Annotated in this window: 28 protein-coding genes; 15 read left to right on the forward strand and 13 right to left on the reverse strand. The window is 64.8% G+C overall.

What is annotated here, in order from left to right; all coding sequences use genetic code 11:
* Nucleotides 1-34: 34 nt before the first annotated feature.
* Genes fliR through flgB form a run of 5 tightly spaced genes read right to left on the reverse strand, consistent with a single transcriptional unit; the run spans nt 35 to nt 2,268 of the window.
* Nucleotides 35-802: a flagellar biosynthetic protein FliR gene (fliR, locus tag FNA67_RS14085; protein ID WP_244616355.1), complete on the reverse strand. Its 768-nt coding sequence runs from the start codon at nt 800-802 to the stop codon at nt 35-37.
* 3 nt (nt 803-805) lie between these two features.
* Nucleotides 806-1,072: a flagellar biosynthetic protein FliQ gene (locus tag FNA67_RS14090; RefSeq protein WP_049705761.1), complete on the reverse strand. Its 267-nt coding sequence runs from the start codon at nt 1,070-1,072 to the stop codon at nt 806-808.
* 28 nt (nt 1,073-1,100) lie between these two features.
* Entirely contained in the window at nt 1,101-1,424 is a 324-nt protein-coding gene (fliE, locus tag FNA67_RS14095) for a flagellar hook-basal body complex protein FliE (protein ID WP_049705762.1), read from the reverse strand.
* A gap of 11 nt (nt 1,425-1,435) precedes the next feature.
* Entirely contained in the window at nt 1,436-1,849 is a 414-nt protein-coding gene (gene flgC / locus FNA67_RS14100) for a flagellar basal body rod protein FlgC (protein WP_049705763.1), read from the reverse strand.
* Between the two features lie 11 nt (nt 1,850-1,860).
* A complete protein-coding gene (gene flgB / locus FNA67_RS14105) occupies nt 1,861-2,268 on the reverse strand; it encodes a flagellar basal body rod protein FlgB (protein WP_049705764.1) in 408 nt (135 codons plus the stop codon).
* A 172-nt stretch (nt 2,269-2,440) separates the two neighbouring features.
* Between flgB and FNA67_RS22325 the strand changes: the two genes are divergently transcribed.
* Both FNA67_RS22325 and fliP read left to right on the forward strand, forming a co-directional pair.
* Nucleotides 2,441-3,082 carry a FliO/MopB family protein gene (locus FNA67_RS22325; RefSeq protein ID WP_049705765.1) on the forward strand — a complete coding sequence of 214 codons (642 nt, stop codon included), beginning with the start codon at nt 2,441-2,443 and terminating at the stop codon, nt 3,080-3,082.
* Nucleotides 3,048-3,821, forward strand: coding sequence for a flagellar type III secretion system pore protein FliP (gene fliP / locus FNA67_RS14115; RefSeq protein WP_371874373.1), 774 nt, complete (start codon nt 3,048-3,050; stop codon nt 3,819-3,821). The genes FNA67_RS22325 and fliP overlap by 35 nt, the downstream gene beginning before the upstream one ends.
* Before the next feature lie 17 nt (nt 3,822-3,838).
* Here fliP and FNA67_RS14120 read toward each other — a convergent pair whose 3' ends face one another.
* The 5 genes from FNA67_RS14120 to FNA67_RS14140 form a co-directional block, all read right to left on the reverse strand.
* Complete coding sequence (locus FNA67_RS14120) at nt 3,839-7,099, reverse strand: tetratricopeptide repeat protein (protein WP_147656435.1); 3,261 nt, start codon at nt 7,097-7,099, stop codon at nt 3,839-3,841.
* A 203-nt stretch (nt 7,100-7,302) separates the two neighbouring features.
* The gene (locus tag FNA67_RS14125) at nt 7,303-8,262 is read right to left on the reverse strand and encodes a MotE family protein (RefSeq protein ID WP_147656437.1); all 960 of its coding nucleotides are present in this window, start codon (nt 8,260-8,262) and stop codon (nt 7,303-7,305) included.
* On the reverse strand, nt 8,259-8,687 hold the full coding sequence (locus FNA67_RS14130) for a DUF6468 domain-containing protein (RefSeq protein WP_147656439.1): 429 nt from the start codon (nt 8,685-8,687) through the stop codon (nt 8,259-8,261). Before FNA67_RS14130 ends, FNA67_RS14125 begins: the two co-directional genes overlap by 4 nt.
* A gap of 3 nt (nt 8,688-8,690) precedes the next feature.
* Complete coding sequence (fliM, locus tag FNA67_RS14135; RefSeq protein ID WP_147656441.1) at nt 8,691-9,860, reverse strand: flagellar motor switch protein FliM; 1,170 nt, start codon at nt 9,858-9,860, stop codon at nt 8,691-8,693.
* On the reverse strand, nt 9,860-10,360 hold the full coding sequence (locus tag FNA67_RS14140; protein ID WP_049705771.1) for a flagellar basal body-associated FliL family protein: 501 nt from the start codon (nt 10,358-10,360) through the stop codon (nt 9,860-9,862). The genes fliM and FNA67_RS14140 overlap by 1 nt, the downstream gene beginning before the upstream one ends.
* Before the next feature lie 292 nt (nt 10,361-10,652).
* On the opposite strand from FNA67_RS14140, the gene flgF reads away from it, so the two are divergent.
* The 4 genes from flgF to flgH are packed head-to-tail and all read left to right on the forward strand — an operon-like array spanning nt 10,653 to nt 13,904.
* Nucleotides 10,653-11,390, forward strand: coding sequence for a flagellar basal-body rod protein FlgF (gene flgF / locus FNA67_RS14145; protein ID WP_049705772.1), 738 nt, complete (start codon nt 10,653-10,655; stop codon nt 11,388-11,390).
* Between the two features lie 12 nt (nt 11,391-11,402).
* Nucleotides 11,403-12,188, forward strand: a complete 786-nt coding sequence (gene flgG / locus FNA67_RS14150; RefSeq protein WP_049705773.1) for a flagellar basal-body rod protein FlgG — start codon at nt 11,403-11,405, stop codon at nt 12,186-12,188.
* 15 nt (nt 12,189-12,203) lie between these two features.
* Nucleotides 12,204-13,157, forward strand: a complete 954-nt coding sequence (gene flgA, locus FNA67_RS14155; protein ID WP_147656443.1) for a flagellar basal body P-ring formation chaperone FlgA — start codon at nt 12,204-12,206, stop codon at nt 13,155-13,157.
* Nucleotides 13,158-13,169: 12 nt separating this feature from the next.
* A complete protein-coding gene (gene flgH, locus FNA67_RS14160) occupies nt 13,170-13,904 on the forward strand; it encodes a flagellar basal body L-ring protein FlgH (RefSeq protein ID WP_049705775.1) in 735 nt (244 codons plus the stop codon).
* Nucleotides 13,905-14,047: 143 nt separating this feature from the next.
* Here the strand turns inward: flgH and FNA67_RS14165 are convergent, their stop codons facing one another.
* Nucleotides 14,048-14,752 (reverse strand): glutathione binding-like protein, encoded by a 705-nt coding sequence (locus FNA67_RS14165; RefSeq protein ID WP_147656445.1) that lies wholly within the window; start codon nt 14,750-14,752, stop codon nt 14,048-14,050.
* A gap of 157 nt (nt 14,753-14,909) precedes the next feature.
* Here FNA67_RS14165 and FNA67_RS14170 point away from each other — a divergent pair, with 157 nt between their 5' ends.
* Both FNA67_RS14170 and FNA67_RS14175 read left to right on the forward strand, forming a co-directional pair.
* Nucleotides 14,910-16,406, forward strand: a complete 1,497-nt coding sequence (locus FNA67_RS14170) for a carboxypeptidase M32 (RefSeq protein WP_049705777.1) — start codon at nt 14,910-14,912, stop codon at nt 16,404-16,406.
* Between the two features lie 267 nt (nt 16,407-16,673).
* Entirely contained in the window at nt 16,674-18,254 is a 1,581-nt protein-coding gene (locus FNA67_RS14175) for an ABC-F family ATP-binding cassette domain-containing protein (protein WP_147656447.1), read from the forward strand.
* A gap of 158 nt (nt 18,255-18,412) precedes the next feature.
* Here FNA67_RS14175 and dksA read toward each other — a convergent pair whose 3' ends face one another.
* Nucleotides 18,413-18,832: an RNA polymerase-binding protein DksA gene (gene dksA / locus FNA67_RS14180; RefSeq protein WP_049705779.1), complete on the reverse strand. Its 420-nt coding sequence runs from the start codon at nt 18,830-18,832 to the stop codon at nt 18,413-18,415.
* 102 nt (nt 18,833-18,934) lie between these two features.
* Nucleotides 18,935-19,354 carry a flagellar assembly protein FliX gene (locus tag FNA67_RS14185; protein WP_082202162.1) on the reverse strand — a complete coding sequence of 140 codons (420 nt, stop codon included), beginning with the start codon at nt 19,352-19,354 and terminating at the stop codon, nt 18,935-18,937.
* A 220-nt stretch (nt 19,355-19,574) separates the two neighbouring features.
* On the opposite strand from FNA67_RS14185, the gene FNA67_RS14190 reads away from it, so the two are divergent.
* The 7 genes from FNA67_RS14190 to flaF all read left to right on the forward strand — a co-directional run bounded on the left by FNA67_RS14190 (nt 19,575) and on the right by flaF (nt 25,235).
* Nucleotides 19,575-20,699, forward strand: a complete 1,125-nt coding sequence (locus FNA67_RS14190) for a flagellar basal body P-ring protein FlgI (protein ID WP_082202163.1) — start codon at nt 19,575-19,577, stop codon at nt 20,697-20,699.
* Nucleotides 20,699-21,022: a rod-binding protein gene (locus tag FNA67_RS14195; protein WP_049705781.1), complete on the forward strand. Its 324-nt coding sequence runs from the start codon at nt 20,699-20,701 to the stop codon at nt 21,020-21,022. Before FNA67_RS14190 ends, FNA67_RS14195 begins: the two co-directional genes overlap by 1 nt.
* Nucleotides 21,022-21,486: a hypothetical protein gene (locus tag FNA67_RS14200; protein WP_049705782.1), complete on the forward strand. Its 465-nt coding sequence runs from the start codon at nt 21,022-21,024 to the stop codon at nt 21,484-21,486. Before FNA67_RS14195 ends, FNA67_RS14200 begins: the two co-directional genes overlap by 1 nt.
* 158 nt (nt 21,487-21,644) lie before the next feature.
* On the forward strand, nt 21,645-21,971 hold the full coding sequence (locus FNA67_RS14205; protein WP_049705783.1) for a hypothetical protein: 327 nt from the start codon (nt 21,645-21,647) through the stop codon (nt 21,969-21,971).
* 248 nt (nt 21,972-22,219) lie between these two features.
* Nucleotides 22,220-24,289 (forward strand): flagellin N-terminal helical domain-containing protein, encoded by a 2,070-nt coding sequence (locus tag FNA67_RS14210; protein ID WP_147656449.1) that lies wholly within the window; start codon nt 22,220-22,222, stop codon nt 24,287-24,289.
* Nucleotides 24,290-24,487: 198 nt separating this feature from the next.
* The gene (flbT, locus tag FNA67_RS14215; RefSeq protein ID WP_049705785.1) at nt 24,488-24,913 is read left to right on the forward strand and encodes a flagellar biosynthesis repressor FlbT; all 426 of its coding nucleotides are present in this window, start codon (nt 24,488-24,490) and stop codon (nt 24,911-24,913) included.
* Nucleotides 24,864-25,235: a flagellar biosynthesis regulator FlaF gene (gene flaF / locus FNA67_RS14220; RefSeq protein ID WP_049705786.1), complete on the forward strand. Its 372-nt coding sequence runs from the start codon at nt 24,864-24,866 to the stop codon at nt 25,233-25,235. The genes flbT and flaF overlap by 50 nt, the downstream gene beginning before the upstream one ends.
* The last annotated feature ends 386 nt before the right edge of the window (nt 25,236-25,621 follow it).

Here is a 25,621-nt window from a genome sequence, read left to right on the forward strand (position 1 = left end):
AGCAGAATCACTCGATGCGCTGCGCCCTGCCCCATCACACCCTCAAGGTGGCCAGTTCGGCCTCGAAATGGGTGAGGTACCAGCCCATCATCATGGCCAGCAGCAGCCCGAAAAGCAGCAGCCCCACCCAGATATTGGCGGGCATGGCCATGAAGTAGACCTGCAGCGCCGGCATCAGGCGCGAGAGGATGCCCATGCCCAGGTTGAAGATGAGGCCGAAGACGATGAACGGCGCCGCCATCTGCACGCCGACGAGAAACGAGCCCGTCACCGCCCGGATCGCCGCCTGGGCGGCATCGCCCACCATCAGCGGTTCGGTGGGCGAGAACACCATGTAGCTGTCGTAGATGGCGCTCAGCGTCATGTGGTGGAGATCGGTGGCGAAGATCAGGGCGATCCCCAGGAACGACAGGAACGTGCCGAACACGGCCCCCTGCACGCCGCCCTGGTTGGGGTCGGCCATCATGGCCGCCGAAAGACCGACCTGGAAGGCGATGATGGCGCCGGCCACCTGCGCCGCCGACACGAAGAAGCGCATCAGCGCCCCCAGCATCAGCCCGATGATGATCTCGTGGAAGAGCATCATGATGATGGCCATGATCTCGGTCGGCAGCGCCGGCAGTTGTGGCCGCAGCAGCGGATAGAGCACCAGCGCGAACACCAGCGCGAAGCCCAGGCGCATGCGCGCGGGAATCGAGCGCTCGCCCAGCCCAGGCATGAACATGAGCATGGAGCCGACGCGCGCGAAAACGATGAGATAGAGGTAGGCGGTTTCCGGCAGCCAGTTGAGGCCGATCGTCATCGATCAACCGCCCGTGGCGATCAGGTCGGAAACGTGCACCATCAGCATGGCCATCTCCGCGCCGATGAACGGCAGCGCGATCAGCATGGTGATAAAGATGGCCAGGATCTTGGGAACGAAGACCAGTGTCTGTTCCTGGATCTGGGTGAGCGCCTGGAAGAGCGCGATGATCACGCCCACGACCAGCCCTACCAGCATCATGGGCGCCGCCACGATGATCAGCGTCCATATGCCTTCGCGGGCAATATCGAGGACTTGGAGTCCAGTCATGCGAGTCCCTTGGGGGCCGTGCCCCGGGCTAGATCGGCATCCGCATGATTTCTTCGTAGGCCGAAATCACGCGGTCGCGCACCGTGACCATGGTCTCGACGGCCATTTCGGTCTGCGAGATGGCGGTCACCACGTCGACCACATTCGCCTTGCCGTTCACAAGATCAAGCGACAACTGCTCGGAATGGTGGCCGCTATCCACAACAGATTGCACGCTGGAGGCCAGCATGCTGGCGAAGTCGGGGCCCTGCCCGCCCTGGTTGAGCATTTCGGGCGAGGCTTCGCTCGCCTGGGTGAGAAGCTTGGCCGCATTGCCGTATGCGGCCGCTGCTGCGTTGAAGGGAGTGGCCATCGTCTAATTCCTTATCCGCGAAGAATGCTGAGCGTCTGCCCGAGCATGGTGCGAGTCGCCGTCACCACGTTCAGGTTGGCTTCGTAGGTGCGCTGCGCTTCACGCATGTCCATGGTTTCCACCAGCGCATTGACGTTGGGGTAGCGAACCATGCCGCTGGCATCCGCCGCCGGATGCCCGGGTTCGTACCGAGTGGTGAACTCGCTCATGTCGTAGGCGAGCTTGCCGACCTGGACGGTGGTGCCGCCCAATTCCTGGTCGTACATGGCCTTGAAGGTCGGGATTTTGCGCCGGTAGGGGTCCTCGCCGGGCGTCTTGCCGGCCGAATCGGCGTTGGCAAGGTTTTCGGCGATGACGCGCATGCGCGCCGTTTCGGCATGCAGGCCCGTCGCGGCGATCCGGATGGAATTGTAGAAGTCGCTCATCGCTTCCCTCCTCAGGCAGACTTGCCCAATGCGGTCCGCAGGAGCCGCACGGAGCGTGTGTAAAGGGTGGTGACGGCCTGGTAGTCCATCTGGTTGCCAGTGACCTTCATCATCTCGTCCTCGAGCGTGACGCCATTGCCTTCCGGCGTGATCTCGAAGCTGTTCAGCCGCCGCGACTGGAAACCGTCGCCGGTGCCGCTGGAAACCGCGATATGCTTGGGGTTGGTCGCCGTGGTGGTGACCTCAGCCGTCGACTTGTTGGCCATGTGGTCTTCGAAGTCGAAGGCCTTCAGGTCCCGCCCCTGGTAGCCGGGGGTCTCGGCGTTCGCTACGTTCTGCGACAGCAGGTTCTGCCGCGCCTGATGCCAGCGCATCTTTTCCGTCATCGCTGCGAACAGCGGTATTTGCCCGAGCCCCATTTGGTTTCTAGTCCCTTAACCGAGTGGGCAATTTGTGCCGCCCAAATGGTTAACAGGTCGTTAATCCTAGGGTTTTAACGGACCGAAACACTCGCAATTTGCAATTGGCACGGTCTATATAGGCAATTACTTCCCACCTGTTGTCGACGTGCGTGATTCTGGAGACGCCTAGATGCAATTTTTGACGGGCCTGTTCGGGGGCACCGAAGGAGCGATTCTCAACGCCATCCTGGCGCTGGGCGTCGTTCTCGTACTCATCATCCTTGCCCTATGGCTGCTCAAGGTCGTTTTCCGCGCCTCCAACAACGTCGGAAGAGGCAAGAATCGCAGGCTTTCCGTGGTGGATAGCCTGGCTATCGACCCCAAGCGCCAGCTCGTGATCGTGCGGCGCGACGATGTCGAACACCTCATTCTCGTAGGTGGTCCGCAGGACCTCGTGGTCGAGGCCGGCATTCCCGCCGAGCCGATTCCGCAGCGCCAGCCGGCGGCTCGGCGGCCTGCTCCGGCCCAACCCCAGGTGCAGCCGGCAACCCCTGCTCCGGCCCCCGCGGCCGACCCGGGACCCAAGTTGGCCTCGGCCAAGCTGCGTGAACTTGCCGCACCCCATGCCCAGCCCGCGCGCCCCACTTCCCTGCGCCACACCGGCTTCATGCGCGCCGGCGAGGACACCGAACCTGTGGCAATCCTCGCAAATGGCGATTCGGTCGGCGCCGACTCAGCTAGAACGGGCCATTCCCACGAAGAGACGCAGGCGGCCGGTGGTGACAATTCTCAAAGCGATAACCCGGCAACCGAAAAGGCCGGCTCGCACTAGCCACGTGCGCAAGGCGCTCGGCCTTGCGGTCCTGCTCGGCGCGCTGATCGTCCCGGCCGTAGCCTTCGGCCAGGACCTCAATATCGACTTCGGCGCCGATGCGTCGCTGACCGAGCGCGCCGTCCAGCTGATCGGGCTCATCACGGTCCTGTCGCTGGCGCCTTCGATTCTGGTGATGGTGACGAGCTTCACCCGCATCGTGGTGGTGCTGTCCCTGCTGCGCACGGCCATCGGCCTGCAGACCGCCCCGCCGAACTCGGTGATGGTCTCTCTCGCGCTGTTCCTTACCGCGTTCATCATGGCGCCCACGCTGACGCAGACCTACAATGTCGGCATCGCGCCGCTGATGAACAACACCATCACCATCCAGCAGGCGTTCGAGCGCGGCTCGGTGCCTATCCACGATTTCATGGCCGCGAATGTGCGCGACAAGGACGTGGCCCTGTTCTACGACCTGTCCGGCCAGGAGCCACCTGACGAGCCGGCGGCCATTCCGCTGCAGATCCTGATCCCAGCCTTCATGATCTCCGAGCTCCGCCGCGCCTTCGAGATCGGCTTCCTGCTCTTCATCCCGTTCGTGGTGATCGACATGGTGGTGGCCTCGGTGCTCATGTCGATGGGCATGATGATGCTGCCGCCGGTGATCATCTCGCTACCGTTCAAGCTGATCTTCTTCGTGCTCGTGGACGGCTGGAACCTGGTGGCCGGCTCGCTGGTGCGAAGCTTCATCAGCGGCTAGCACTGGAGGAGCGGCGCTTACGCCGCTCCGGCCTTGTCGGGCACCAATGCGCCCTTGCCGCCATAGATCTCGTGGTACGAGGCCAGGAACGCGTTGAGCGAATCCATGCCCGACACCGCCGCGGCCACCTGCTTGAACTCGGCCGGTGACGGCGCCGAGATCTGGCTGGTCACGAAATCGAACATCGCCCATTGCGGGGAGTTGGCCATCTGGTCGCCGAACTTGGCGCGGATGCGCGAAAGCCCGAGGGAATCGTTGCTGAGCACATACCCGACCGCGGCCTTCACCACCGCCAGACGCCCGTTCTGCGAGAGCGGCGACCCATCGGTCGGCGGCGCGTAAAGCGCCTCCATCAGCTCGGCCGCCTTGGCGTAGCGCTTTGCCTTCCAGTGCGCGTCCACGCGCAGGAGGTCGATGTCGCGCCCGTTCATGCGCGAGAGCATGTCCAGCGCCAGGTCGTCGCGCCCGGCATCGATCATGGCCCGCGCCTCGAGCACGCGGCGCTGCCGCTCGAGCGGAGGCGCAAGATCGGCGAGGCGCGTCTTGTTGAGCACGCGCAGGGCTGCTTCCGGATCGCGGTTGGCAATGTAGATGACGGCCAGGTCGGCCCCCACCTGCGCCTGCGCCACGCCCTTGAGTCGGCTGTCGATCTGGTACTGGAGGAGGTCCGCGGCCTGCGCCAGCAGGTCTACCTTGACGAGGCGCCGGGCCAGGTTGCGGATCATCTCGTCGCCGCGCGTACCCGGCGGGGTCAGCTCGCGATAGTCATAGAAGAGGCTGAGCGCATCCACCGGATCGAGCGCATCGGCGCGCCCGTTGAGGTAGAGCTCGGCGAACTCGCCCGCCGCTTCCTCGGCCAGCCTGTTGGCCGGCACGCTATCGCCGTGGAAAGTCGAGGCCTGCTTGGCCACTTCGAACCCGGCGCGATATTCGCCCTGCTCGAAATAGAGCTCGGCCAGGAGCTTCTGCATCTGCGCTTCCAGCTCGCCGCCGCGCCAGAGCATCGACTCGGCCGAAAGCGTGGCGGTCGCCTTGGCGACGTCGATGCGCCCCTCCTGCTGGAGGATGGCGAGCGTCCGGTAGACGGCCTCGGCACGCGAGGGACGATAGTCCGCCGCGATCACCTGCCCATAGGTGTCGAGCGCCTGCTCGTTATTGCCCATCAGCTCGTCGACACGGCCAGCGAGCACACGCAGGTCGCTGACCTGCTCCGGCTCCAGCCGCGCCACGTCAACCATGCCCATGAAATGAGCGGCTAGCGAGGAATCGTTGGTCTCGACCGCCGCCCGCAGCGCCGAGAGCAGGAAGCGCGAGCGCACCCAGGCCGGATAGCTCTCGAGCACGGCCTCGGCGCCCATCGAGTCGCTGCGTGCGCCGCGATAGTCACCCGCATCGGTCTTGGCGATGGTGCGCCAGAGCAGCGCATCCATGTCGTCGGCCATCGAATCGGCATTGAGGACTTCGAGGGCTTCCTTGGGACGGAAGGCTTCGGTATTGGCGATGGCGGTCGTCAGCAGCATCTGCTTCTTGAGCGAACCATCCGAAAGCGACCCCTCCATCACCCGAAGCACGCCCAGCGCCTCGATGCCGAAGCGATTGGCCGTGAGGAACTGCGCCAGCTCGAGGCGGGCAGCGTCCCGCGCCTTGCCTTCCACCCGGCTCGCATCCTCGAGGAGACGATCGCGGTAAATGGCAAGTTGCAGCGGATTGGTTTCCTGGAGCGCGTTGAGATTGATGTAGCTGCTGCGGGCCGCGTTCTGGTCGCCGAAATCGACGACGCGACGGGTGTCCGCGGACGAAACGGTCAGGCCCGCCGGGCTGTGGATCACGGCGAGGCGCGAGTCGATATTGACCTCGACGCCATCGCGGTTGGGCCGCACGACGAGCCCATGAACCGAGCGCAGCGCCGAAAAGTCGACGAACGCCTGGTCACGGGTCACCCCGCGCGCCGGCGGATAGGCGGTGACGATGGTAAGCTTGTCGCCCACCACCGGATCGGAGAACTGATGCACCCTGCCCGGCCGCTGCAGGTCGGCCGTCATCTCATAGAGCCCCTCGGTATCGAGGCGGCGATTGATGGCCAGCGGTTCGGTGGGAGTGAGCAGGACGTCGCCGAGCGAAAGCACCCAGGCCTTGCCCTGCGAACCGAGGGTCGCCAGCCGGTCGCCATTGAGTTCGAGCTTGATCACCTGCGAGTCGCCCGAGGGCACGATGGTGAAGCTCTTGGCGATGGCGTCGAACCCGGGATTGGCCGGCGGCGGATTGATGCCGGTCATGGTGTCGAACACCATCCAGAGCGAGTCGCCGCGCCGGAAGACGGCGGCGGGCGTATCCTGGTTGAACGGGAACACCAGGCGCACCGTCGAGCCCACGGCCGCGAAGAACGGCGTGATGCTGGCCATGGCCGGCCCCTGGAACTCGCCGTCATGGGCTGCGCTGGCGGCCGGCTCGGCAGGCTTGCTGGCCTCGAGCAGCGCCGCCGCGTCGATCGGCTTGGCCTCGACCGGGGCCTGCACGTCGAGATCGATGATGAACTGCCGGTTCGAGGTCGCATAGAAGCGCGGCGTCACCCCATCGGCGACGCGGAACTTGATCTCGCTGCCGGCGGGCCCGACGACATTGTCCACGACCTTCATTTCGGCGGGCATGTCGGCCTTGAGCTGCCAGAGCTCCACCGGCACCGGCCAGTTGAAGGTCAGCGTGCCGACATTGCTCATGTCCATCTTGAACGAGGCCTTGGTGTCGGCGGTCCAGTCGAACTGCAGGCGGGTGAAGGTGGGGTTGCGGCCCACGCGCAGCTCGGCGGTGGGCTTGATGATGGCCGCTTCCTCGGCCAGGCGCTTCTGCTCGGCCAGCTGCGCGGCTTCCTCGGCGCGCCGCGCCAGGTCAGCGACGATCTCGGGTGGCAGCGCGGGAGGCATCCCCTGCCAAGTCGGCGGCATCAGGTCGAGGAAGAGCTTTTCGCCGGCTTCCATCGGGTTGAAGTTGAGCTTGGTGCGCAGGGCAAAGCGCACGCCGCGTCCATCCGGATCGACCCGCGCCACGGAAATGTAGTCGGGCAGGATCTTGGTGACGTCGGGCAGCACGATGTCGATGGGTTCGGAGAAGGTGACGGCGAGCACGCCGTTGTCGACCTTCACCTGGTGCGGAGGCATCTCGTAGAGGCCCGGGAAGCTCAGGATCATGCGGCCGAACCCCTGCTCGGCCGTCACGAACAATTGCGCCTTGTCCGCCGCCCAAGCCGGCACCGACAACGCCACCACCAGGGACAAGGCCATCGCGCACTTCACCGCCGCGCTGGCAACCGCCCGCCTCACATACGCACTCACTGATACTAACACTGTCCGACCGCGCCCAGATTTACCCAGGCAAATTAGCGGCTTGGACTTAACGGGGCGCTAAAGCAGTCCGGAGGCTTTTTCTGCGCCCCAAAACAAAAGGCGGGCCGGAGCCCGCCTTCCGCCTGCCTCCAGAGCAGTATCTATTGTCCGACGATCTGCGGAAGGTCCGACGGCAACCCTGCATTGGCGATCGTGGTCGGCTGGGTGATCGGGCTCACCGCGGCAAGCTGAATGGTCAGGACCTGCGCCACCGTCGGGCTCATCTTGGCCATGATCGGAGCCATCTTGCGCGGGTTGATGGCCTTTGCCACCCGCACCAGCACGTCCACGTCCAGCGAGTCGAAGATCTTGGCTGCATCCGCCGGCTTCATGTTCTCGTACATGGAGACCAGGCTCTTGAACTGGGCCTCGTCCACCGCCTTCTGCTGGTCGACCATGCCGTTGATGCGCGCCTCGATAGCCTGCAGGGCAGCGGTGCGTTCGGCCAGCTTCTGCTCGGCGGCCTCGACGAGCTGCTGGCGGGTCGCCAGTTCGCCCTCGATACTGTCGAGTTCGGTACGCCGCTCGGCCAGCCGGTTGAGGATGGTCCGCTCGGTTTCGTTGAGCGGCTGGCCCTCGGCCAGGGCCTGTGCATCGGCCGCCGCGGCATCGCCGTGATCGGCGGCGTCCCCATGCCCGGCATCCTGTGCGACCTCCCCATGGCCGGCTTCGGCAGCGGGATCGGCGGCAAGATCGGGCACCGCGACTTCGGGCTCGGGCGCGGGTTCGGCACCGTGGCCACCGCCTTCCCCGGCTGCGGGCGCAGCCTCGCCATGGCCGCCGGCGGCCGCCTTCTGGTTGAGCGCCATGGTCGGCGCCCCGTCATCGATGGTGGGCGACTGGTCCTCGAGCGTGGGCTCGGGCGGAATGGTGATGGTCTCTCCGGGCGAGGCAACCTCGCCTTCGGCCGGGGCCGAATGCCCGCCGCCACCACCGGCCGCCGCGACTTCGGTCGTGCCGGTCAGCACATACCCGCCGCTGGTAACCAGCCCGATCGTCTTGAACGCCAGCAGTGCCAGCGAAGCGAAGACGACGATCGGGAGAAGTCGGATCGATTTCACGCTGCGTTACCCCGCATGCGTTCATGCGTCGACAGGCGGTTGAGCGCTTCCTTGACCAGGCTCGGCTCGTCGGCGCGCGGCTCGGGTTCGAGCGAGCGCGAGTGGCGGGCGGCGCTGGTGAACTTGGCCACGCGCTCCATCAGGGCCTGGCCGGCATTGATGTGGCTTGCCAGTTCGACCCCGAAGCGCTCGGCTTCCCCCAGGCGCGCATTGAGCGTCTCGTCGGTCTCGATGGCGGTGGCCTTGAGTTCCTTGATGGCGGCGTTGGCCAGGTTCGTGGCCTGCACCAGGTCCGCCACCGTCTGGCGCAGCGCATCGCGATCGCCATGCAGGCGCTTGAGGCGCGAATTGAGCACGATGCAGTAGCCGATCGTGACGGCGAGCAGGATGGCTACGGAGCCTTCGACCAAAATTCCAAAAGTCATTTCTTAAATCTCCCCGGCCGCATCGATCGCCTCGAAAGCCGCCATCGTCACCTTGGGCGGATTGAGAGGACGGATCGTCCGGACCGAAACATTATTGCCAATATGCCCCATGATCGCCTGCGTCAGGTCGATGTCCCCACAACGCAGCTTGACCGGATCGTTCGGGCTCCGGTCGAACATGATGGTTTCGCCCCGGGCGAGGCTGAGCACGCGCGAAAGCGGCAGTTCCATCTCGTGCAGCACCGCTTCCACGTCCACGTCCGCCGCATAGATTTCGGTGGCGAGATGCCCTTCCCAGATCGGGTCGCGGCCGAACTTCTCGCCCATGAAATTCTGGAGGAGCTGTTCGCGGATCGGCTCGATCGTGGCGTAGGGCAGGAGGATTTCGATCTTGCCGCCGCGATCGTCCATCTCGATGCGCAGCTCGATCAGGATCGCCGCATGCGCCGGCCGGGAAATGGCCGCGAAGCGCGGGTTCGTTTCGACGCGCTCCAGCTTGAAGTTGATCTGGGTCAGCGGCTCGAAGGCCTTGTGGATGTCATCCAGGATGACTTCGATCATGCGCCTGGCCAGCGCCATCTCGATGGTCGTGTAGGGACGACCCTCCACGCGCACCGCGCTGCCGATGCGGCGACCGCCGAGCAGCACGTCGATCATCGAGTAGATGAGGCTCGAGTCGACGGTGAGCAGGCCGAAATTGTCCCACTCCTCCGCCTTGATGACCGACAGGATCGCCGGCAGCGGGATGGAGTTGAGATAATCGCCGAAACGCACCGAAGAGATCGAATCCATCGACACTTCGACGTTGTCGGAGGTGAAATTGCGCAGCGAAGTCGTCGACAACCGCACCACGCGGTCGAAGACGATCTCGAGCATGGGCAGGCGCTCGTAGCTCACCAGCGCCGAATTGATCAGCGCCTGCACGCCAGACAACTCGACATTGCTGCCGGCGCTGGCATCGAACCCGAGGAGGCTGTCGATCTCGTCCTGGTTGAGGACGCGGTCGGCGGTGTCGCCGGCATCGAGCCCTGCCCCGTCATTGTCGAGCATCGCCGCCCATTCGGCGCTCAGCCCGGAATCGCTCGATTCAGAGGAGTCGGAGGAACCGCCCTTGGTGATCTCGTCGAGATTCCACTCGTCCGAAATCTTGTCCTTGTCGTTCGGCCCCGCCATCACTGCACCAGGATGTCTTTGAAGAGGACGTTCTCCACATGCGCGGGCGCGATGGCCACGTTCACGCGGCGGAGCAGTTCCTCCTTGAGCCGGTAGATGCCGGCCGAGCCGTCCAGGTCGCTCTTGCGCAGCTCGCGCAGGTAGACCTGGAACGCGTCCACCACCTTGGCCATGCGCGGCTGGATGGACTTCATCATCTCTTCGTCGGCAACTTCAAGCGCTATGGTCAGCTTCATGAAGTTCTCGGTCCCTTCCGGGCTCGAGAGATTCACCGTCATTTCGGGCAGGTTGAAGATGAAGGTATGTGGAGCGGCCGCTGCCGAGGCGGTGTCTTCCACCGTCGCGTTAGGCTTGTTGGCGAACAGGAAGAAATAGCTCCCCGCGCCAATCACGATCACGGCGGCCGCAACGCCCGCGATCAATAGCATACGGCCGCGACCATTCTTCTTGGTCGCAGCGGACGCACCAGCGCCCTCTTCGATTTCGGCTTCAGCCGCCATAGTCCTGAAAAGCCCCCAGAGCCCCTGCCGTCGGGCGATTCCGACGACCCGTTAACCTTCGCGCGAGGTTGGTTAACGAAGCGTTACTTTCGCCCCTCCAGGCGGCAGAAATTGCCGGGCACTTTCTGCCCCGGGCAATTCCTTTCCTGCCGATTGCAAACAGCGAAACACCCTACATTTCATTGTTTTTGCTGCGTTTTTCGACTTGGCACGCTTTCTGCAACGAAGGTGTCGGGCCTGCTGGCTTGGGGAAGCAGGGCAGGTCCGGGGATTATTAACGGGGTATCGCGCCATGGAAAATGCGCAGCTCATCAGCCTCTCCAAGCAGATGGCTCTTCAGCGGCAGATGGATGTGGTGGCCAACAATCTGGCCAACATCAACACAACCGGCTTCAAGTCCGAGAACATCCTGTTCGAGGAATACAAGAGCCCGACGGCGCGCGACCGCGACTTCGCCTTCAAGGACCAGATCCTCTCCTATACGCAGGATTGGGCAACCGTACGCGACATGACGCAGGGCGCCTACCAGCAGACCGGCAACCCCTTCGACCTGGCCCTTTCGGGCGACGGCTACTTCGTGGTGCAGACCCCGGCCGGCGAGCGCTACACCAAGGCCGGCTCCTTCCAGATCGCCTCGGATGGCACGCTGGTCGACCTCTCGGGCAATCCGGTGCTCACCGAATCCGGCCCGATCAAGTTCACCGGCCAGACCGACGACGTCACCATCAACGCCGACGGCTCTATCACCACCTCCCAGGGCGGGCGCGGCAAGCTGCGCGTGGTCGAGTTCGCCGACCCGCAGGCGCTCGAGCATACCGGCGGCAACCTCTTCACCGGCACCGGCGCCAATGCCGCCGCCAACACCCGCGTCATCCAGGGCGTGGTCGAGAAATCCAACGTCTCGGGCGTCACCGAGATGGCCGAAATGATCCGCGTCTCGCGGGCTTACGAAAGCCTCTCGAGCCTCATGCAGCAGCAGAACGATCTGCGCCGCACCGCAATTCAGCGCCTCGGCGATACCCAGGCCTAAAGGAGTTAACCGATGAAAGCGCTCTATATCGCATCCACCGGCATGGCCGCCCAGGAACGCAATGTCGAAGTCATTTCGAACAACATTGCCAACATGCGCACCACCGGCTTCAAGCGCCAGCGTGCCGAGTTCCAGGACCTGCTCTACCAGGCCTACCGCCGCGCCGGCTCGCAGACCTCGGACCAGGGCACCCTCGTCCCCGCCGGCATCGAAGTGGGCTCGGGCGTGCGCACCGTGGCCACCCCGCGCATCATGAGCCAGGGCTCTGTCGCCGCCACCGAAAAGGACATGGATATCGCCGTGCGCGGCGAGGGTTTCTTCATGATCCAGCTTCCGGACGGCCGCACCGCCTACACCCGCGACGGCTCGTTCGAGCGCGATGACACCGGCCAGCTCGTCAACGTCAACGGCTACCAGGTGCAGCCGGGCATCACCATTCCCGACAACGCCACCGACCTCTCGATCTCGGCCGACGGCATCGTGGAGGCCACGCTGCCTGGCCAGACGGCGGCCACCCAGCTCGGCCAGCTCCAGCTCGCCCGCTTCGTCAACAAGGCCGGTCTCGAGTCGGCTGGCGACAACCTCTTCCTGGAAACCGCCGCCTCGGGCGCCCCGCAGATCGGCACGCCGAACGTGGATGGCACCGGCAACCTCATGCAGGGGTACCTGGAAGCCTCCAACGTCAACTCGGTCACCGAAATCGCCGACCTCATCGCCGCCCAGCGCGCCTACGAGATGAACGCCCGCGTCATCTCCGGCGCCGACGAGATGATGCAGTCCACCACCCAGATGCGCTGATAGGGAGTCGTGAGAATGTCCCATAAGCTCCTCAAGACCCTCCTGGTCCTCCCGGCGAGCCTGTTGACGCTCAACGCCGCGCTCGCCGCGCCCACGCTCAAGGCCGACGTGATGGTCACCACTGCCATCGTTACCGTGGGCGACATGTTCGACGGCGCCGGCCTCAGGGCCGAGCAGGCCATGTTCCGCTCCCCTGCCCCCGGCACCGCCGGTGTGGTCTCGATCGAGGCCATCCGCGCCGCCGCCATCAAGGCGGGCGTCACCAATTTCGACGCCGAAGGCATCGACAAGGTGCGCGTGGCCCGCCAGGGCACCGCGATCGACGAGACCATCCTCACCGGCCTCATCGCCGCCGACCTCAAGAACCGTGGCATCCTGACCCCGGGCATGACCGCCCAGGCCAGCTTCGACACCATGCTGCCCCAGATCAACGCCGACAACGCCACCGACCCGGCCAAGCTGGTCTCGATGCGCTACATGCCGGCCAGCGGCGCCTTCGCCGCGCGCTTCGTGGTCTCGGGCGTCGACAAGCCGCTCGACGTCACCGGCCAGATCAGCCTGATGATCGAGGCTCCGCACCTGGCGGCCAATCTCTCGGCCGGCACCGTGCTGACCCCGGCGGACGTCGAAATGAAGCTCGTGCCGCTCCGTTTCGCGGAGAGCTCCGGCTTCACCAGCATCGACCAGCTCGTCGGCAAGACCCTCGAGCGCCCCAGCCGCGCCGGCATGATGCTCAAGGCCACCGACGTGTCGGACCCGGAAGTCGTGGCCCGCAACCAGGCGGTGACCGTCTACTTCCGCAACGGACCGATGACCCTGACGGTCAAGGGCCAGGCCCTCAATTCGGCCAGCCTCGGACAGCCGGTTTCCGTCCTCAATTCGATGTCCAAGAAGGTCCTCACCGGCGTGGCCCTGGCCAACGGCGCCGTCGAGATCAAGGCCGGCCCCATCAACGTCGCCGGGCTCTAAGGAGTAACGAGAATGAACCCCTTCAAGATCGCGACCGTCGTCGCCCTCGCTTCGCTCCTGGGCGCCTGCTCCACCATGGACCGCCTCTCCCAGGTCGGCCAGGCTCCCCCGCTCACGGCCATCCAGGACCCGACCACCATGGCCGGCTACCAGCCCGTCTCCATGCCGATGCCGCAGGCGATCGAGGACACCTACCTGCCGAATTCGCTCTATCGCACCTCGGCCAAGGGCTTCTTCAAGGACCAGCGCGCCCACCGCGTCGGCGACATCCTGACCGTGCTCGTCACCATCGACGACCAGGCCCAGATCTCCAACCAGACGGCCCGGGGCCGTACCTCGACCAACACCGCCGGCGTCGGCGGCGTGCTCGGCTCGATCTTCAACAACGTGGTGCCGGACGTCGACTCCAGCGCCGCCATCGACACCACCTCGGGCATGAACGACAAGGGCACCGGCTCGGTCAACCGCAAGGAAAACATCGAGACCTCCGTTGCCGCCGTGGTCACCCAGGTGCTGCCGAACGGCAATCTCGTGATCGAGGGGCACCAGGAAGTGCGCGTCAACTTCGAAGTCCGCGACCTGATCGTGTCCGGCATCGTGCGCCCCGAAGACATCCGCGCCGACAACACCATCCCCTCGGCCAAGATCGCCGAAGCCCGCGTGGCCTACGGCGGCCGCGGCCAGATCACCGACGTCCAGCAGCCGCGCTACGGCCAGCAGGTCCTCGACGCGATCCTGCCCTTCTAGAAATCCCTGCCTCGCCGCAATTCCCCCAATGTGCGGCGAAGGCAACCGGCTCCAGAATAGAGCCAAATGGCGCAGCCCCACACCCCGTGGGCTGCGCCTTTTAGTTTTTGGGGGAGACTATCCCGCTTCCCCCGAACTTCCGCCTAGTCCCGGCCCGGAATATTGAGCGCCCGCACGGACGCCGGTCGGGCGGCGGCGCGCTGCATCCAGGCCATGGTGCGGGGGAAATCCTTAAATCCGATCACCGGGTCGGCCCCGTAGAACCCTTCGAGGTTGCGCACCCATGGGAAGGCGGCAATGTCGGCGATGGTGTATTCGGATCCCATGATCCATTCCCGGTCCTCGAGGCGAGTCTCCAAGACGCCCATCAGGCGGCGGGATTCGCCCGCGTAGCGCTCGAGCGGACGCTTGTCCTCCCATTCGCGGCCGGCGAACTTGTAGAAGAAGCCGACCTGGCCGAACATCGGCCCGACTGCGGCCATCTGGAAGAACACCCACTGCATGGTCTCGTAGCGCGCCGCGCTATCCTTGGGCATGAGCATGCCGGTCTTGTCGGCTAGGTAGACGAGGATCGCGCCCGATTCGAACAGGCCCAGCGGCTCCCCGTCCGGCCCGTTCGGATCGATGATCGCCGGAATCTTGCCGTTGGGGTTGAGCGAGAGGAATTCGGGCGTCCAGGTCTCGTCCTCTCCGATCTTGATCAGGTGCGGCTCGTAGGGCAGCCCGGTCTCCTCCAGCATGGCCGAGACTTTGACGCCGTTGGGCGTGGGGAGCGAATAGAGCTGCAGCACGTCCGGCTTGCTCGCCGGCCAGCGCTTGGTGATGGGAAAGGTGGAGAGATCGGCCATGGGAGACTCCTGATATACGAGGCGCGGCACCATGGCGCGGGGGCGGCTCGACACGCAAGGCCCTCCATCCTGACAAGCTATTGAACCTAAGTAGGGCCCGGTTCCCCCTTCCCCGACATTGGGCTAAACCTGTCGCTCCATTCCTGCGGAGCCTGCCATGTCCTTCCAGAAGCTCGACGAACTCGGTCACAAGCTCGAAGCCCTAGAACACGCCCTTTCCATCCTCGGCGCCGACGAGGCGACCCATATGGCCCCGGGCGGCGGCGAAAAGCGCGCCGAGGCCATGTCGAACCTGGCCGGCATGTACCACGAGCAGGCCACCGCGCCGGAAATCGCCGACTGGATCGACAAGGCCGAGTCCGAAGACCTCACCGAGGATGGCCGCAAGGCCCTGCGCGAACTCAAGCGCAGCTACACCAACGCCACCTGCCTGCCCACCGAGTTCGTGCGCCGGCGCACCCAGGCCACCATGCTTTCCGAGCAGTTGTGGCGCGAGCTGCGCGCCAAGAGCGACTGGGAGGGCTTCCGCCCCGCGCTCGAAGGCGTGGTCCAACTCGTGCGCGAAGAGGCCCAGCTGCGCGCCGCCGCGCTCGGCCTGGCCCCCTATGACGCGCTGATGGAGCAATACGATCCCGGCAACCGCGTTGCCGACATCACGCCGGTCTTCGATCGGCTCAAGAGCTTCCTCAAGGGCTTCCTGCCCGAGGCCCTGGCTGCGCAGAACCGCCGCCAGACCCTGCGTCCGCTCAAGCCCTTCGAAGGTCCCTATACGGTCGAAAAGCAGCGCGACCTTGGCCTCGCCGCCATGGCCGCCGTCGGTTTCGACTTCCACCACGGGAGCCTGGCGGTGTCGCACCACCCGTTCTGCGGCGGCGTGCCCAGCGACGTGCGCATGACCACGCGCTACCGCACCGACGAATTCCTGTCCTCGCTCATGGGCGTGCTGCACGAGACCGGCCACGCCCTTTACGAGCAGGGCCTGCCGCCCGAGTGGTCGCACTGGCCGCTCGGCAAGGCGCGCGGCATGGGCGTGCACGAAAGCCAGAGCCTGTTCGTGGAGATGCAGCTCGCCCACAGCCCCGAATTCTGGGAGTTCATGCTGCCGCTCGTGCACAAGCACCTGGGTCGTGACGCGGTGCGCGGCTGGGATGTCGAGGACGTGCTCAATCGCGTCAACCACGTCGAGCGCGGCTATATCCGCGTCGACGCCGACGAGGTGACCTACCCGCTCCACGTGATCCTCAGGTTCGAGCTGGAGCAGGACCTCGTCAACTCCAAGCTCGAAGTTGCCGACCTCCCCGAAGCCTGGGACGCCAAGATGAACGAGTACCTGGGCCTTTCGACCCTGGATAACCCCAAGGACGGCCCGATGCAGGACGTGCATTGGCCAGGCGGCGCCTTCGGCTATTTCCCGTCCTACACCCTGGGCGCCATGATGGCGGCCCAGCAATGGGCAGCGCTCGAAAAAGCAACACCCTCGGTCCGCGACGATATCCGCCAGGGCAATTTCGCTCCGCTCAACGACTGGCGCCGGGAAAACATCTGGCTGCAGGGCTCGCGCTGGTCGACCCCGGAACTGATGACCCGCGCCACCGGCGAACCGCTCAACGCAGACTATTTCATCGCGCACCTGAAGCAGCGCTACGGGGCATAAGAGGCACGGGCCGGGACTCCCCGGCCCCCGCCACCGGTGTCCTCCGCACGTCCCCCGATCTTCGCCGGGGGCCCTACAGCCCCCTCCCGAGTGGCGCCACCATGGCTCCCCGTGCTCCGGGCCGGCAGAGGGTTTGTGGCGCCCCCTTGCCATCGCCTCCCGACCTCCCTATGTTCGCGCCATCCGCAACACCAACAGGACGGTCCCGTATGGAATCCACCTTGAACGACTGCTTCGCACGCATCGCTCATCAGGATTCCGTCATCAATGCCCTCCTTCGTTGCTCTCAATTCCGTCAGCTATTCAACGCCTGACGGCCATTCTCTCTTCCAGGACCTGAACCTTGCTTTCGGCCCCGCCCGTACGGGACTGATCGGCCGCAACGGCACGGGCAAGTCCACCATCCTCAAGCTCATCACCGGCGAGTTGCAACCGGCTTCGGGCGATATCGCCGTGTCCGGAACCATCCGCATGTTGCGCCAGTCCGTGCGCGTGGATGGGGAAACCGTTGCCGATACGTTCGGCGCGACCGAAGCCCTGGCCCGACTGGCCCGGCTCGAGGCGGGCGAAGGCACGCTGGAGGATGCCGGCGAGGCCGACTGGACCCTGCCCTCACGGCTCGAGGCAGCGCTCGAACGCGTCGGGCTGCCCGCCCTTACCCCCGAGCGCCCGCTCGCCACCCTCAGCGGCGGCCAGCGCACGCGCATTGCCCTGGCGGCGCTCATCTTCGACGAACCCGACCTCATCCTGCTCGACGAGCCGACCAACAATCTGGACGCCGAAGGTCGCGCCGCGGTGGCCGAGGTGCTGCGCGGCTGGCGCGGCGGCGCCATCGTGGTCAGCCACGACCGCCAGTTGCTCGCCCAGATGGATGCCATCGTTGAACTGACCACGCTCGGCGCCAAGACCTATGGCGGCAATTACGACCACTACCAGGAGCGCAAGGCGCTCGAACTGGCGGCCGCCGAGCAGAACCTCGCCTCCGCCGAGCGCCGGATTGCAGAGATCGACCAGAAGGTGCAGGCGGTGCGCGAGCGCAAGGCCCACAAGGACGCCGCCGGCGCCCGCAAGCGGGCACGGGGCGACATTCCCAAGATCCTGCTCAACGGCCGGCGCGACAACGCCCAGAAGACCGCCGGCGAACAGGCCAACATCGCCGCCCGCCAACGCGAGGACGCCGCCCGCGAAGCCGCCGAGGCCCGGGCCCAGATCGAGATTCTCCAGAACCTGTCGGTGCGGCTCGCTCCGACCGGCCTACCCTCTGGCAAAACGGTGCTCGAGGCCCACGGGCTGACCGGCGGTCCCGAGGCGGACACGCCGGTAGTGCGAGATTTCAACCTGACCATGATCGGTCCCGAACGCCTGGCGATCACCGGCCCCAACGGTTCGGGCAAGACGACGCTGCTGCGCCTCCTGACGGGGGAGCTGGTTCCGCTCGCCGGCACGGCGACCATCGCCGCCCGCCACGCCCTACTCGACCAGACGGTGAGCCTGCTCGACCCCGAGCGCACGATTCGCGACAATTTCCGCGCCATCAATCCGGGGGACGACGAAACCACGGTCCGCTCCGCCCTCGCCCGCTTCATGTTCCGCGCCGAAGCGGCGCTGCAGCCGGTGGGAACGCTCAGCGGCGGCGAGATGCTGCGCGCCGGCCTCGCCTGCACCCTCGGCGGCTCCCGTCCGCCCGAACTGCTGATCCTGGACGAACCCACCAACCACCTGGACATTACCGCCATCGAAGCGGTGGAAGCGGGCCTGGGCGCCTATGACGGCGCCCTGCTCGTGGTCAGCCACGATCCGGCATTCCTCGAGGCGATCGGAGTGACGCGGCAGATAAGCCTGGGCTGAGCCTGCGGCCGACCCCCTCAATCCTCGCCACAAGGGTGAGGGAAGCGATGCCGGCGGGTCTCCCTCTCCCACGTGGGAAGGGAACCAGGGTGGGGGCAAGCCGCAGACAAAAAAAGGGCCCGCATCGCTGCGGGCCCCGGAATTCGTGCCTCTTCGGCTTATTCGTCGCGATAGACCTTTTCGCGGCGCTCGTGCATTTCCTGCGCTTCGAGCGACAACGTCGCGATCGGACGCGCATCCAGGCGTGCCAGCCCGATCGGATCGCCCGTCTCTTCGCAATAGCCGTAGGTGCCATCCTCGATGCGCTTGAGCGCCGCATCGATCTTGGAGATCAGCTTGCGCTGCCGGTCGCGCGTCCGCAACTCCAGCGCACGATCGCTCTCCGACGAGGCCCTGTCGGCCATGTCCGGATGGTTCTGGCTCTCTTCCTGGAGGTTCTCGAGCGTCTCCCGGCTTTCGCGCAGGATCTCTTCCTTCCAGTTTTCAAGCTTGCGCCTGAAGTACTCCCGCTGGCGCGGGTTCATGAACGGCTCGTCTTCGCTGGGCCGGTACACGTCTAGTTCGGCAACAGATGACATTCCTTGGACTCAACTCCAATGCGCCCCTGAGGACGGCCTATATAGTGAACAGCCGTTAACCGGGCAAGCACGGATCGCAAAACACGTTAATTCGTGAGTGGATTAGAAAGCCGGGTATTGCCCGAGCTTGGCCAGTTCCACGCGCGCCCGCAATTCGATGTCATCGATAAGGGCGTCCAGTTCCGGGTCGCATTGCTCGCGGGCCTGGCCGATGAGCGCCATCAGATGGTTGAGTCGGCTCTCCCCGACGCGGCCGAGCAGGAGGTCTGCCTTGATGGCCTCGAGCGTATCGAGCAGGGCGCGTCCGCGCCGCACGGTCTTGCGCCGCTTGAGCACCGGATCCTCGATGGCCTGCAGCGCCAGGATCGCGTCGATACCGGCAGTCGGACTGATGGCGCGGGCATTGGCCACGCGCGGCATTTCCCCCATGTCGGGCTGGAAGACGGCGCCCGACGCACTGCTGCGACTCGCGCCAGCCTTGCCCCCTACACCCGCCGTCCTGGAATAGCCTTCAATACGCAAATCAGTCTCACTCGTTTCAACACCGGCAAATTCTGCCCGTTTGGGTTAACAACGCATTAAGCGGCCCGGCAGGAATTGCCGCTTTCGCGTCGATTACGCCGCGCTCCCGCAAAAAACCCCGAAAAATCAGCGCCCTAAGAAACTGGCACGGTTCTGGCAATGCAGACGCCGAGAAATCGCTGCCCATGGGGATGGGCTGCTACTGAAACGGGGAACGACCATGAACAAGAAGGTTTGGAGAAGCATCTTCGCCGGTCTTTTGACCGCAGCGACGATCCTTGCACCCTTCGCTCCGGCCCAGGCCGCCAGTGCGCGCATCAAGGACATCGTCAATATCGAGGGCGTCCGCGAGAACCAGCTTGTCGGCTATGGCCTGGTGGTCGGCCTCAACGGCACCGGCGACAGCCTCAACTCCTCCCCGTTCACCAAGCAGAGCCTGCAGGCCATGCTTGAACGGCTCGGCGTCAACACCCGCGGCGAATCCGTGCGCACGGCAAACGTTGCCGCCGTGATGGTCACCGCCAACCTGCCGCCGTTCGGCACCCAGGGCTCCAAGATCGACGTTTCGGTCGCCGCCATGGGCGATGCCGGCAGCCTCCAGGGCGGCACCCTGCTGGTTACGCCCCTCCTCGGCGCCGATGGCGAAGTCTACGCCATCGCCCAGGGACCGGTGACCATTAACGGCTTCAAGGCACAGGGCGATGCCGCAACTGTGATCTCCGGCGTCCCCACGACCGGCCGCATTTCCTCGGGCGCCATCATCGAGCGCGAGATCGGTTTCGAGCTCGGCGCCCAGCGCACCCTGCGCCTGGCGCTGCGCAACCCCGACCTCACCACTGCGCGCCGCGTCGCCCTCTCCATCAATGATTTCATCGGCGTGCCAACCGCGACCCCGGAAGATCCCTCGACGGTGCGCGTGACCCTGCCCAAGGGCTTCAACGGCAATATCGTGGACCTGCTGACCGACGTCGAGCAGCTCGTGGTCGAGACCGACGCCCCGGCCAAGGTCGTGATCGACGAGAACTCGGGCATCATCGTCATGGGCCGCGACGTGCGCGTCTCGACGGTTGCCGTGGCCCAGTCGGGCCTCACGGTCACCATCGCGGAAAACCCGACCGTCGTGCAGCCCCTGCCCTTCAGCAACGGCACCACTCAGGTGGAGCCCTCGACCAACCTGAACGTCAACCAGACCAACAGCGACCTCACGGTCGTGCCGGAATCGGTGACGCTGCAATCGCTGGTGGATGGCCTCAACGCCCTGGGCATCACCCCGCGCGACCTCATCGCCATCCTCCAGGCCATCAAGGCCACCGGCGCCCTCCAGGCCGAAATCCAGGTGATGTGATGAACGTCTCGGGCATTCAGACCACTTCGGCCAACGGCCATACCGATCAGCTTCGCGGCCAGGCCGTCGAGCTGGAAGGCGTCTTCCTCAACACCCTGCTCAAGGAAATGTTCTCGTCCATCAAGACCGACAGCGCCAGTTTCGGCGGCGGGTTCGGCGAAGAGACGTGGCGCGGCATGCAGTCCGAGCAGCTCGCAAATTCCATAGCTGAATCCGGCGGCGTTGGCCTCGCCGACCAGCTCATGGATGGCCTCCTTCAGATCCAGGAGGCCTCCCAGACCAACTCGCAAGTACAAGTACCAGTAAACGGAGCCTACCGCTGATGTCCGCTGCCGAACGCCTCGCTGCCCTCGATGACATGCCCGCAACCGAGCTCTGCGCTAGCGCAGAAGCGGCCCTCAACGAACTGGTGGCGATCATGAACGAGGAGACCACTCTCCTGCGCGCCGGCAGCTTCCGGCAGGCCAGCCACCTGACGCCCGAAAAGACCCGGCTCGCCCAGGATTATGTGGGCCTGGCCCGCTCGGTGCAGCGCCAGATCGCCCGCCTGCGCGAAGAGGCGCCGGTCGAGCTCGACCGGCTCCAGAACGGCCACGAGCGCCTGGCCACGCAGATGGCCGAGAACCTCAAGGTCATCGCCAGCGCCCGCAACCTCACCGACACACTGCTGACCGAGACCGCCAACGTGGTCGCCGCGCGCGAGCGCACGCGGACCTACGACGAATCCGGCACCATTCCCGCCGTCACCCAGGGCTCGGCCGGCATCGCCATCCGCAAGACCCTCTGAGCGGCACCGCTTCGAGACGACCAGGGCGCCCGGCGGGCGCCCTTTTTGTTTGCGCCAATCGATAAAACTTGAATCGAATCGGGCGCCTTTGCCAAACACGCGCCTAAGCATTTCTGCCTAGCCTGGGTCCCAAAGATTAGTGGCCTAGGAAAGCGCCCATGACCGCCAGGATCGCACCGACTCCGGTTTCCATGTCTGCCATCGGTATCGATGAGAGACAGCCCCGCCCCAAGCCCCAGCAGCAAAGCCACGATGATTCCGCCCAGCAGGAAGCGACCCGCCGCTTCCATGCGCTGCGCAAGAAGGCCCGGGCCCTGGCCGCCGCGGTCGACACCGACGAGTCGCTGCCCGCCTCCACGCTCTTTGCGGCAACCCTGTTCGCCAACGGCATGCGCCAGAGCGGCGCCAAGCCCGAAATCCCGCTGCGTCGCACCCAGTGGGCGCCCCCCGATTCCGGCCTGCGCCTGCGCGACAAGACCATCTGAGCCCGCCCGACTCGCGCTCCGATACGATCCGTTAGCCATTGCGGTAAGTGTAACCGGCATCGAAATCTTTTTCGCTGCGCGCTGCGCCGAAAACCTGTCCGAAGGCCCTTCGGACAAGGGTTTTTGCGTACCTGCCGATGGTCGCAATGCACTGGCGCGTTTAACCAATTTTTATCGGCTCGGTTCCATAGTCAGCAACGCCTCAGGAAGAGGCACTAGCAAACTCGGATACCCAGAAGGAAAGCCATATGTCCGATATCACCCTCACGAAATCGGTTCGTACGAACCTGCTGTCGCTGCAGAATACCGCTTCGCTGATGGCCAAGACGCAGGAGCGTCTCGCTACCGGCAAGAAGGTGAATTCCGCGCTCGACAACCCGACGAACTTCTTCACCGCTTCGGCGCTGAATAGCCGCGCGTCGGACATGTCTTCCCTGATGGACTCCATGGCCAACGGCGTGAAGACCATCGAAGCTGCCAACAACGGCATCACCTCGATCACCAAGACCGTCGAATCGATGCAGTCGACCCTGCGTCAGGCTCGTCAGGACAAGTCGTTCCAGACCGGCACTTACTCGGTGACCGCTGACTCGACCCTGTCCGTCACGGGCGGCCAGTTCGGCGCCACCCCGCAGACGATCAAGCTGCAGACCTCGGAAGCCGGCATCAACGCTGAAGTCAAGTCTTCGGCCGCTACCGCCTACCTCGGCCCGCAGTCGACCGACGCTTCGGCCACCGGCGCCGGCGCTCGTAGCCTGATCACCCGTACCGGCCTCGCCGGCGGCGACAGCATCACCGTTGGTGGCGTTGCCGTGGCTCTGGTTGGTGCTGACGTCGCTTCGGACGCCGCTCTCGCCACCAAGATCCAGACGACCCTCGATGGTTCGGCTGAAGCTGGCAAGTACACCGTTACCGCTGGTACCGGCGCCAATGCTGGCAAGGTCATCGTCGAAGCCGTCGACACCTCGGCTGCTTCGCCGACCGTCGACGTCTCGGGTTCCTCGCAGGTTGACGTGCTCGGCACGACCACCTTCAACTGGACCGACGTTTCCGGTGCGATCACCGTGGGTGGCCAGACGGTCAACTCCGGCGCGACCGCCGAAGACTTCCTGGCAAGCCTGCAGGCCAGCGCCGAAGCCGGCGGTTACACCGTCGACTACGACTCCGGCACGGGTGCCTTCACCCTGACCAACGTTGCCTCGGGTGCGACTTCCCCGACCGTGACCGGTATCCCGGCTGCTGTCACCACCAATGGCACCGTCGGTACCAAGGTTGAAGCCGTTGCCGCCGAGAAGGACGAGTTCACCGTCACGTTCGACGGCAAGAGCGCCGATATCTCGATCTCGGGCGTCAAGGGCGGCATCGGTTCCGTTGCCAACGCTCTGGACAAGAAGAACTGGCAGGATGCCACGATCGCTCAGGTCAACGCTCAGCTGAAGGCCGGCGGTCTCGACTCCGCGCTGGAAGCCAAGTTTGACGCCGATGGCAAGTTCTCCATCGTCGCCAAGACCGCCGAAGCCAAGACGATCGCCATCACCGGCACCGACGCTGTCTCGACCTTCGGTTCGAGCGCCGTGTCCACCGGTAAGGCCGAAGTGAAGCCCTACTCCTCGACCGGTGCTGTTGACCAGTTCGTCGAAGAGATCAACCGCTCGTTCGCTGGTCAGCTCCGCGCTTCCAACGACAACGGCAAGCTCCGCGTCGAGAACCTCTCGACCCAGGAACTCGACGTTTCGTTCGACGAAGACGGCGCTGGCGTTGGCCCGGCCGTTGCCTCCAAGATTGCTGGCAACACGGTCCGCGACAACCTGGCCAAGCAGTTCAACGAACTGCGCGACCAGCTCGACAAGCTCGCTGATGACGCTTCCTTCAACGGCATCAACCTGCTCCGTGGCGACCAGCTGACGATCACGTTCAACGAGAACGGCTCGTCCTCGATCAAGATCCAGGCCAAGGACGCGAACGGCAACGAACGCGCCATCACCGCGGCCAACCTCTCGATCAACTACCTCGAGGGTACCGATCTGGACACCGACTCGGGCATCGACAGCCTGCTCGGCAAGCTCTCCGAGTCGCTCTCGACCCTGCGTTCGCAGGCTTCGACCTTCGGTTCGAACCTGTCGTCCGTCGAGAACCGCCAGGACTTCACCAAGAACATGATCAACACCCTGCAGTCGGGTGCTGACAACCTGACCCTGGCCGACATGAACGAAGAGGCCGCAAACCTCCTCGCTCTGCAGACCCGTCAGTCCCTGTCGTCCTCGGCTCTGTCGATGGCTTCGCAGGCTGACCAGTCGGTCCTCCAGCTCCTCCGCTAAGCCGCAAGGCTTGCCGGAAACGGTTAGACGGAAAGGCGGGCTTCGGCCCGCCTTTCTGCTTTCGGGCCCCCTGCCCTGCCGCCAACGCTCTTCCCAGGAAGGCCCTGCGCTGGTAGCGCTTTAGTCACCTTAGCTGGCTAGAATGGCGCGCACACGGTCCTGCGCCCGCCCAGTGCGCCCACAGGAGTATCCAAGCCCATGTCTTTGAAAGTCGAACTCAAGCCCGGCGAACGGCTCCTGATCGGCAATTGCGTGATCACCAATTCCGACCAGCGCACCCGCCTTTATATCGACGGCAAGGCCCCTATCCTGCGCGAGAAGGATATCCTCACCTACGACACCGCCGACTCCCCGGCCAAGCGCATCTACCTGGCCATCCAGCTGATGTATATTGGCGAAAATGTCGAAGCCGTCACCAAGGAATACTTCACGCTTGTGCATGATATCGTAGAGGCGGCTCCATCGATGACACCCCTTATCGATCAGATAAACAACGAGATTTTAACCGGGGCTCTCTACAAAGCATTGAAGACGGCAAAGCGTCTGATCGACTACGAACAGGACCTTCTATCAAATGCAGCACAACGGGGCGCTGGCCTACCAGCAGACCGCCAAGACAGTTGAAACGCCGCGCGAGAGGGAAGCGGCGCTTCTGGTAAAAGCCGCTATGTCCCTGCAGCGCGTACGTGACGACTGGGAAAATTCCTACCCTCAGCTTTCCGAAGCCCTGACCTTCAATCGCAAGATCTGGACCGTCTTCCTGTCGTCCGTGACCCGCGACGATAGCCCCCTTCCGGCCAACCTGCGCCAGAACATCGCCAACCTCGGCATCTTCGTGATGAACGAAACCCGCGAACAGCTCGAGCTGCCCAACCAGGCCAAGCTCGGTTCGCTGATCAACATCAACCGCCAGCTCGCAGCGGGCCTGCGCGGAACCACTTCCTGACTTCATCCTCCCTTGACGTTAGTTTGCGGCCTTCAAAGCCCCCGCCCTCGGCGGGGGTTTTGCTTTTCGGAGGATGCACTTCCTCCCCCAGCTCCGGTGGCGGGGTGCAATGGTCCCGGACAGATCGAGGTGGTGGTAGTTCAGCGGCAGGCCATGACGGCTCGCCTCCCTCCCCCTTGTGGGGAGGGATTGAGGGTGGGGGTGAGCCCAACGGTCAGAGCGCGCTTCTCCCCCACCCTTGTTCCCTCCCCACAAGGGGGAGGGAGACGTGCTGGGGCGATCGTGCTCACCTGCTTGAACCGGGAAGATCGAAGGTGGGGCGGGCGCAGTGCCCCACAAAAAAGCAAAGGGCGGGGTTTTCCCCGCCCTTTCGATCCTTCTGGATC

This window comes from Youhaiella tibetensis (genome assembly GCF_008000755.1).
GTDB classification, from domain to species: domain Bacteria; phylum Pseudomonadota; class Alphaproteobacteria; order Rhizobiales; family Devosiaceae; genus Paradevosia; species Paradevosia tibetensis.

Excerpts from the sequence above, each read along its gene's own strand:
- flbT (WP_049705785.1), top strand. The coding sequence starts at position 24,488 with ATGTCTTTGAAAGTCGAACTCAAGCCCGGCGAACGGCTCCTGATCGGC.
- FNA67_RS22325 (WP_049705765.1), top strand. The coding sequence starts at position 2,441 with ATGCAATTTTTGACGGGCCTGTTCGGGGGCACCGAAGGAGCGATTCTC.
- flgH (WP_049705775.1), top strand. The coding sequence starts at position 13,170 with ATGAACCCCTTCAAGATCGCGACCGTCGTCGCCCTCGCTTCGCTCCTG.
- FNA67_RS14120 (WP_147656435.1), bottom strand. The coding sequence starts at position 7,099 with ATGGCCTTGTCCCTGGTGGTGGCGTTGTCGGTGCCGGCTTGGGCGGCG.
- FNA67_RS14140 (WP_049705771.1), bottom strand. The coding sequence starts at position 10,360 with ATGGCGGCTGAAGCCGAAATCGAAGAGGGCGCTGGTGCGTCCGCTGCG.
- FNA67_RS14090 (WP_049705761.1), bottom strand. The coding sequence starts at position 1,072 with ATGACTGGACTCCAAGTCCTCGATATTGCCCGCGAAGGCATATGGACG.
- FNA67_RS14190 (WP_082202163.1), top strand. The coding sequence starts at position 19,575 with ATGAACAAGAAGGTTTGGAGAAGCATCTTCGCCGGTCTTTTGACCGCA.
- flgF (WP_049705772.1), top strand. The coding sequence starts at position 10,653 with ATGGAAAATGCGCAGCTCATCAGCCTCTCCAAGCAGATGGCTCTTCAG.
- FNA67_RS14205 (WP_049705783.1), top strand. The coding sequence starts at position 21,645 with ATGACCGCCAGGATCGCACCGACTCCGGTTTCCATGTCTGCCATCGGT.
- flgA (WP_147656443.1), top strand. The coding sequence starts at position 12,204 with ATGTCCCATAAGCTCCTCAAGACCCTCCTGGTCCTCCCGGCGAGCCTG.
- fliM (WP_147656441.1), bottom strand. The coding sequence starts at position 9,860 with ATGGCGGGGCCGAACGACAAGGACAAGATTTCGGACGAGTGGAATCTC.
- FNA67_RS14200 (WP_049705782.1), top strand. The coding sequence starts at position 21,022 with ATGTCCGCTGCCGAACGCCTCGCTGCCCTCGATGACATGCCCGCAACC.
- flgG (WP_049705773.1), top strand. The coding sequence starts at position 11,403 with ATGAAAGCGCTCTATATCGCATCCACCGGCATGGCCGCCCAGGAACGC.
- FNA67_RS14165 (WP_147656445.1), bottom strand. The coding sequence starts at position 14,752 with ATGGCCGATCTCTCCACCTTTCCCATCACCAAGCGCTGGCCGGCGAGC.
- FNA67_RS14175 (WP_147656447.1), top strand. The coding sequence starts at position 16,674 with ATGCCCTCCTTCGTTGCTCTCAATTCCGTCAGCTATTCAACGCCTGAC.
- fliR (WP_244616355.1), bottom strand. The coding sequence starts at position 802 with ATGACGATCGGCCTCAACTGGCTGCCGGAAACCGCCTACCTCTATCTC.
- dksA (WP_049705779.1), bottom strand. The coding sequence starts at position 18,832 with ATGTCATCTGTTGCCGAACTAGACGTGTACCGGCCCAGCGAAGACGAG.
- flaF (WP_049705786.1), top strand. The coding sequence starts at position 24,864 with ATGCAGCACAACGGGGCGCTGGCCTACCAGCAGACCGCCAAGACAGTT.
- flgB (WP_049705764.1), bottom strand. The coding sequence starts at position 2,268 with ATGGGGCTCGGGCAAATACCGCTGTTCGCAGCGATGACGGAAAAGATG.
- FNA67_RS14170 (WP_049705777.1), top strand. The coding sequence starts at position 14,910 with ATGTCCTTCCAGAAGCTCGACGAACTCGGTCACAAGCTCGAAGCCCTA.
- FNA67_RS14130 (WP_147656439.1), bottom strand. The coding sequence starts at position 8,687 with ATGACTTTTGGAATTTTGGTCGAAGGCTCCGTAGCCATCCTGCTCGCC.
- FNA67_RS14195 (WP_049705781.1), top strand. The coding sequence starts at position 20,699 with ATGAACGTCTCGGGCATTCAGACCACTTCGGCCAACGGCCATACCGAT.
- FNA67_RS14210 (WP_147656449.1), top strand. The coding sequence starts at position 22,220 with ATGTCCGATATCACCCTCACGAAATCGGTTCGTACGAACCTGCTGTCG.
- flgC (WP_049705763.1), bottom strand. The coding sequence starts at position 1,849 with ATGAGCGACTTCTACAATTCCATCCGGATCGCCGCGACGGGCCTGCAT.
- fliE (WP_049705762.1), bottom strand. The coding sequence starts at position 1,424 with ATGGCCACTCCCTTCAACGCAGCAGCGGCCGCATACGGCAATGCGGCC.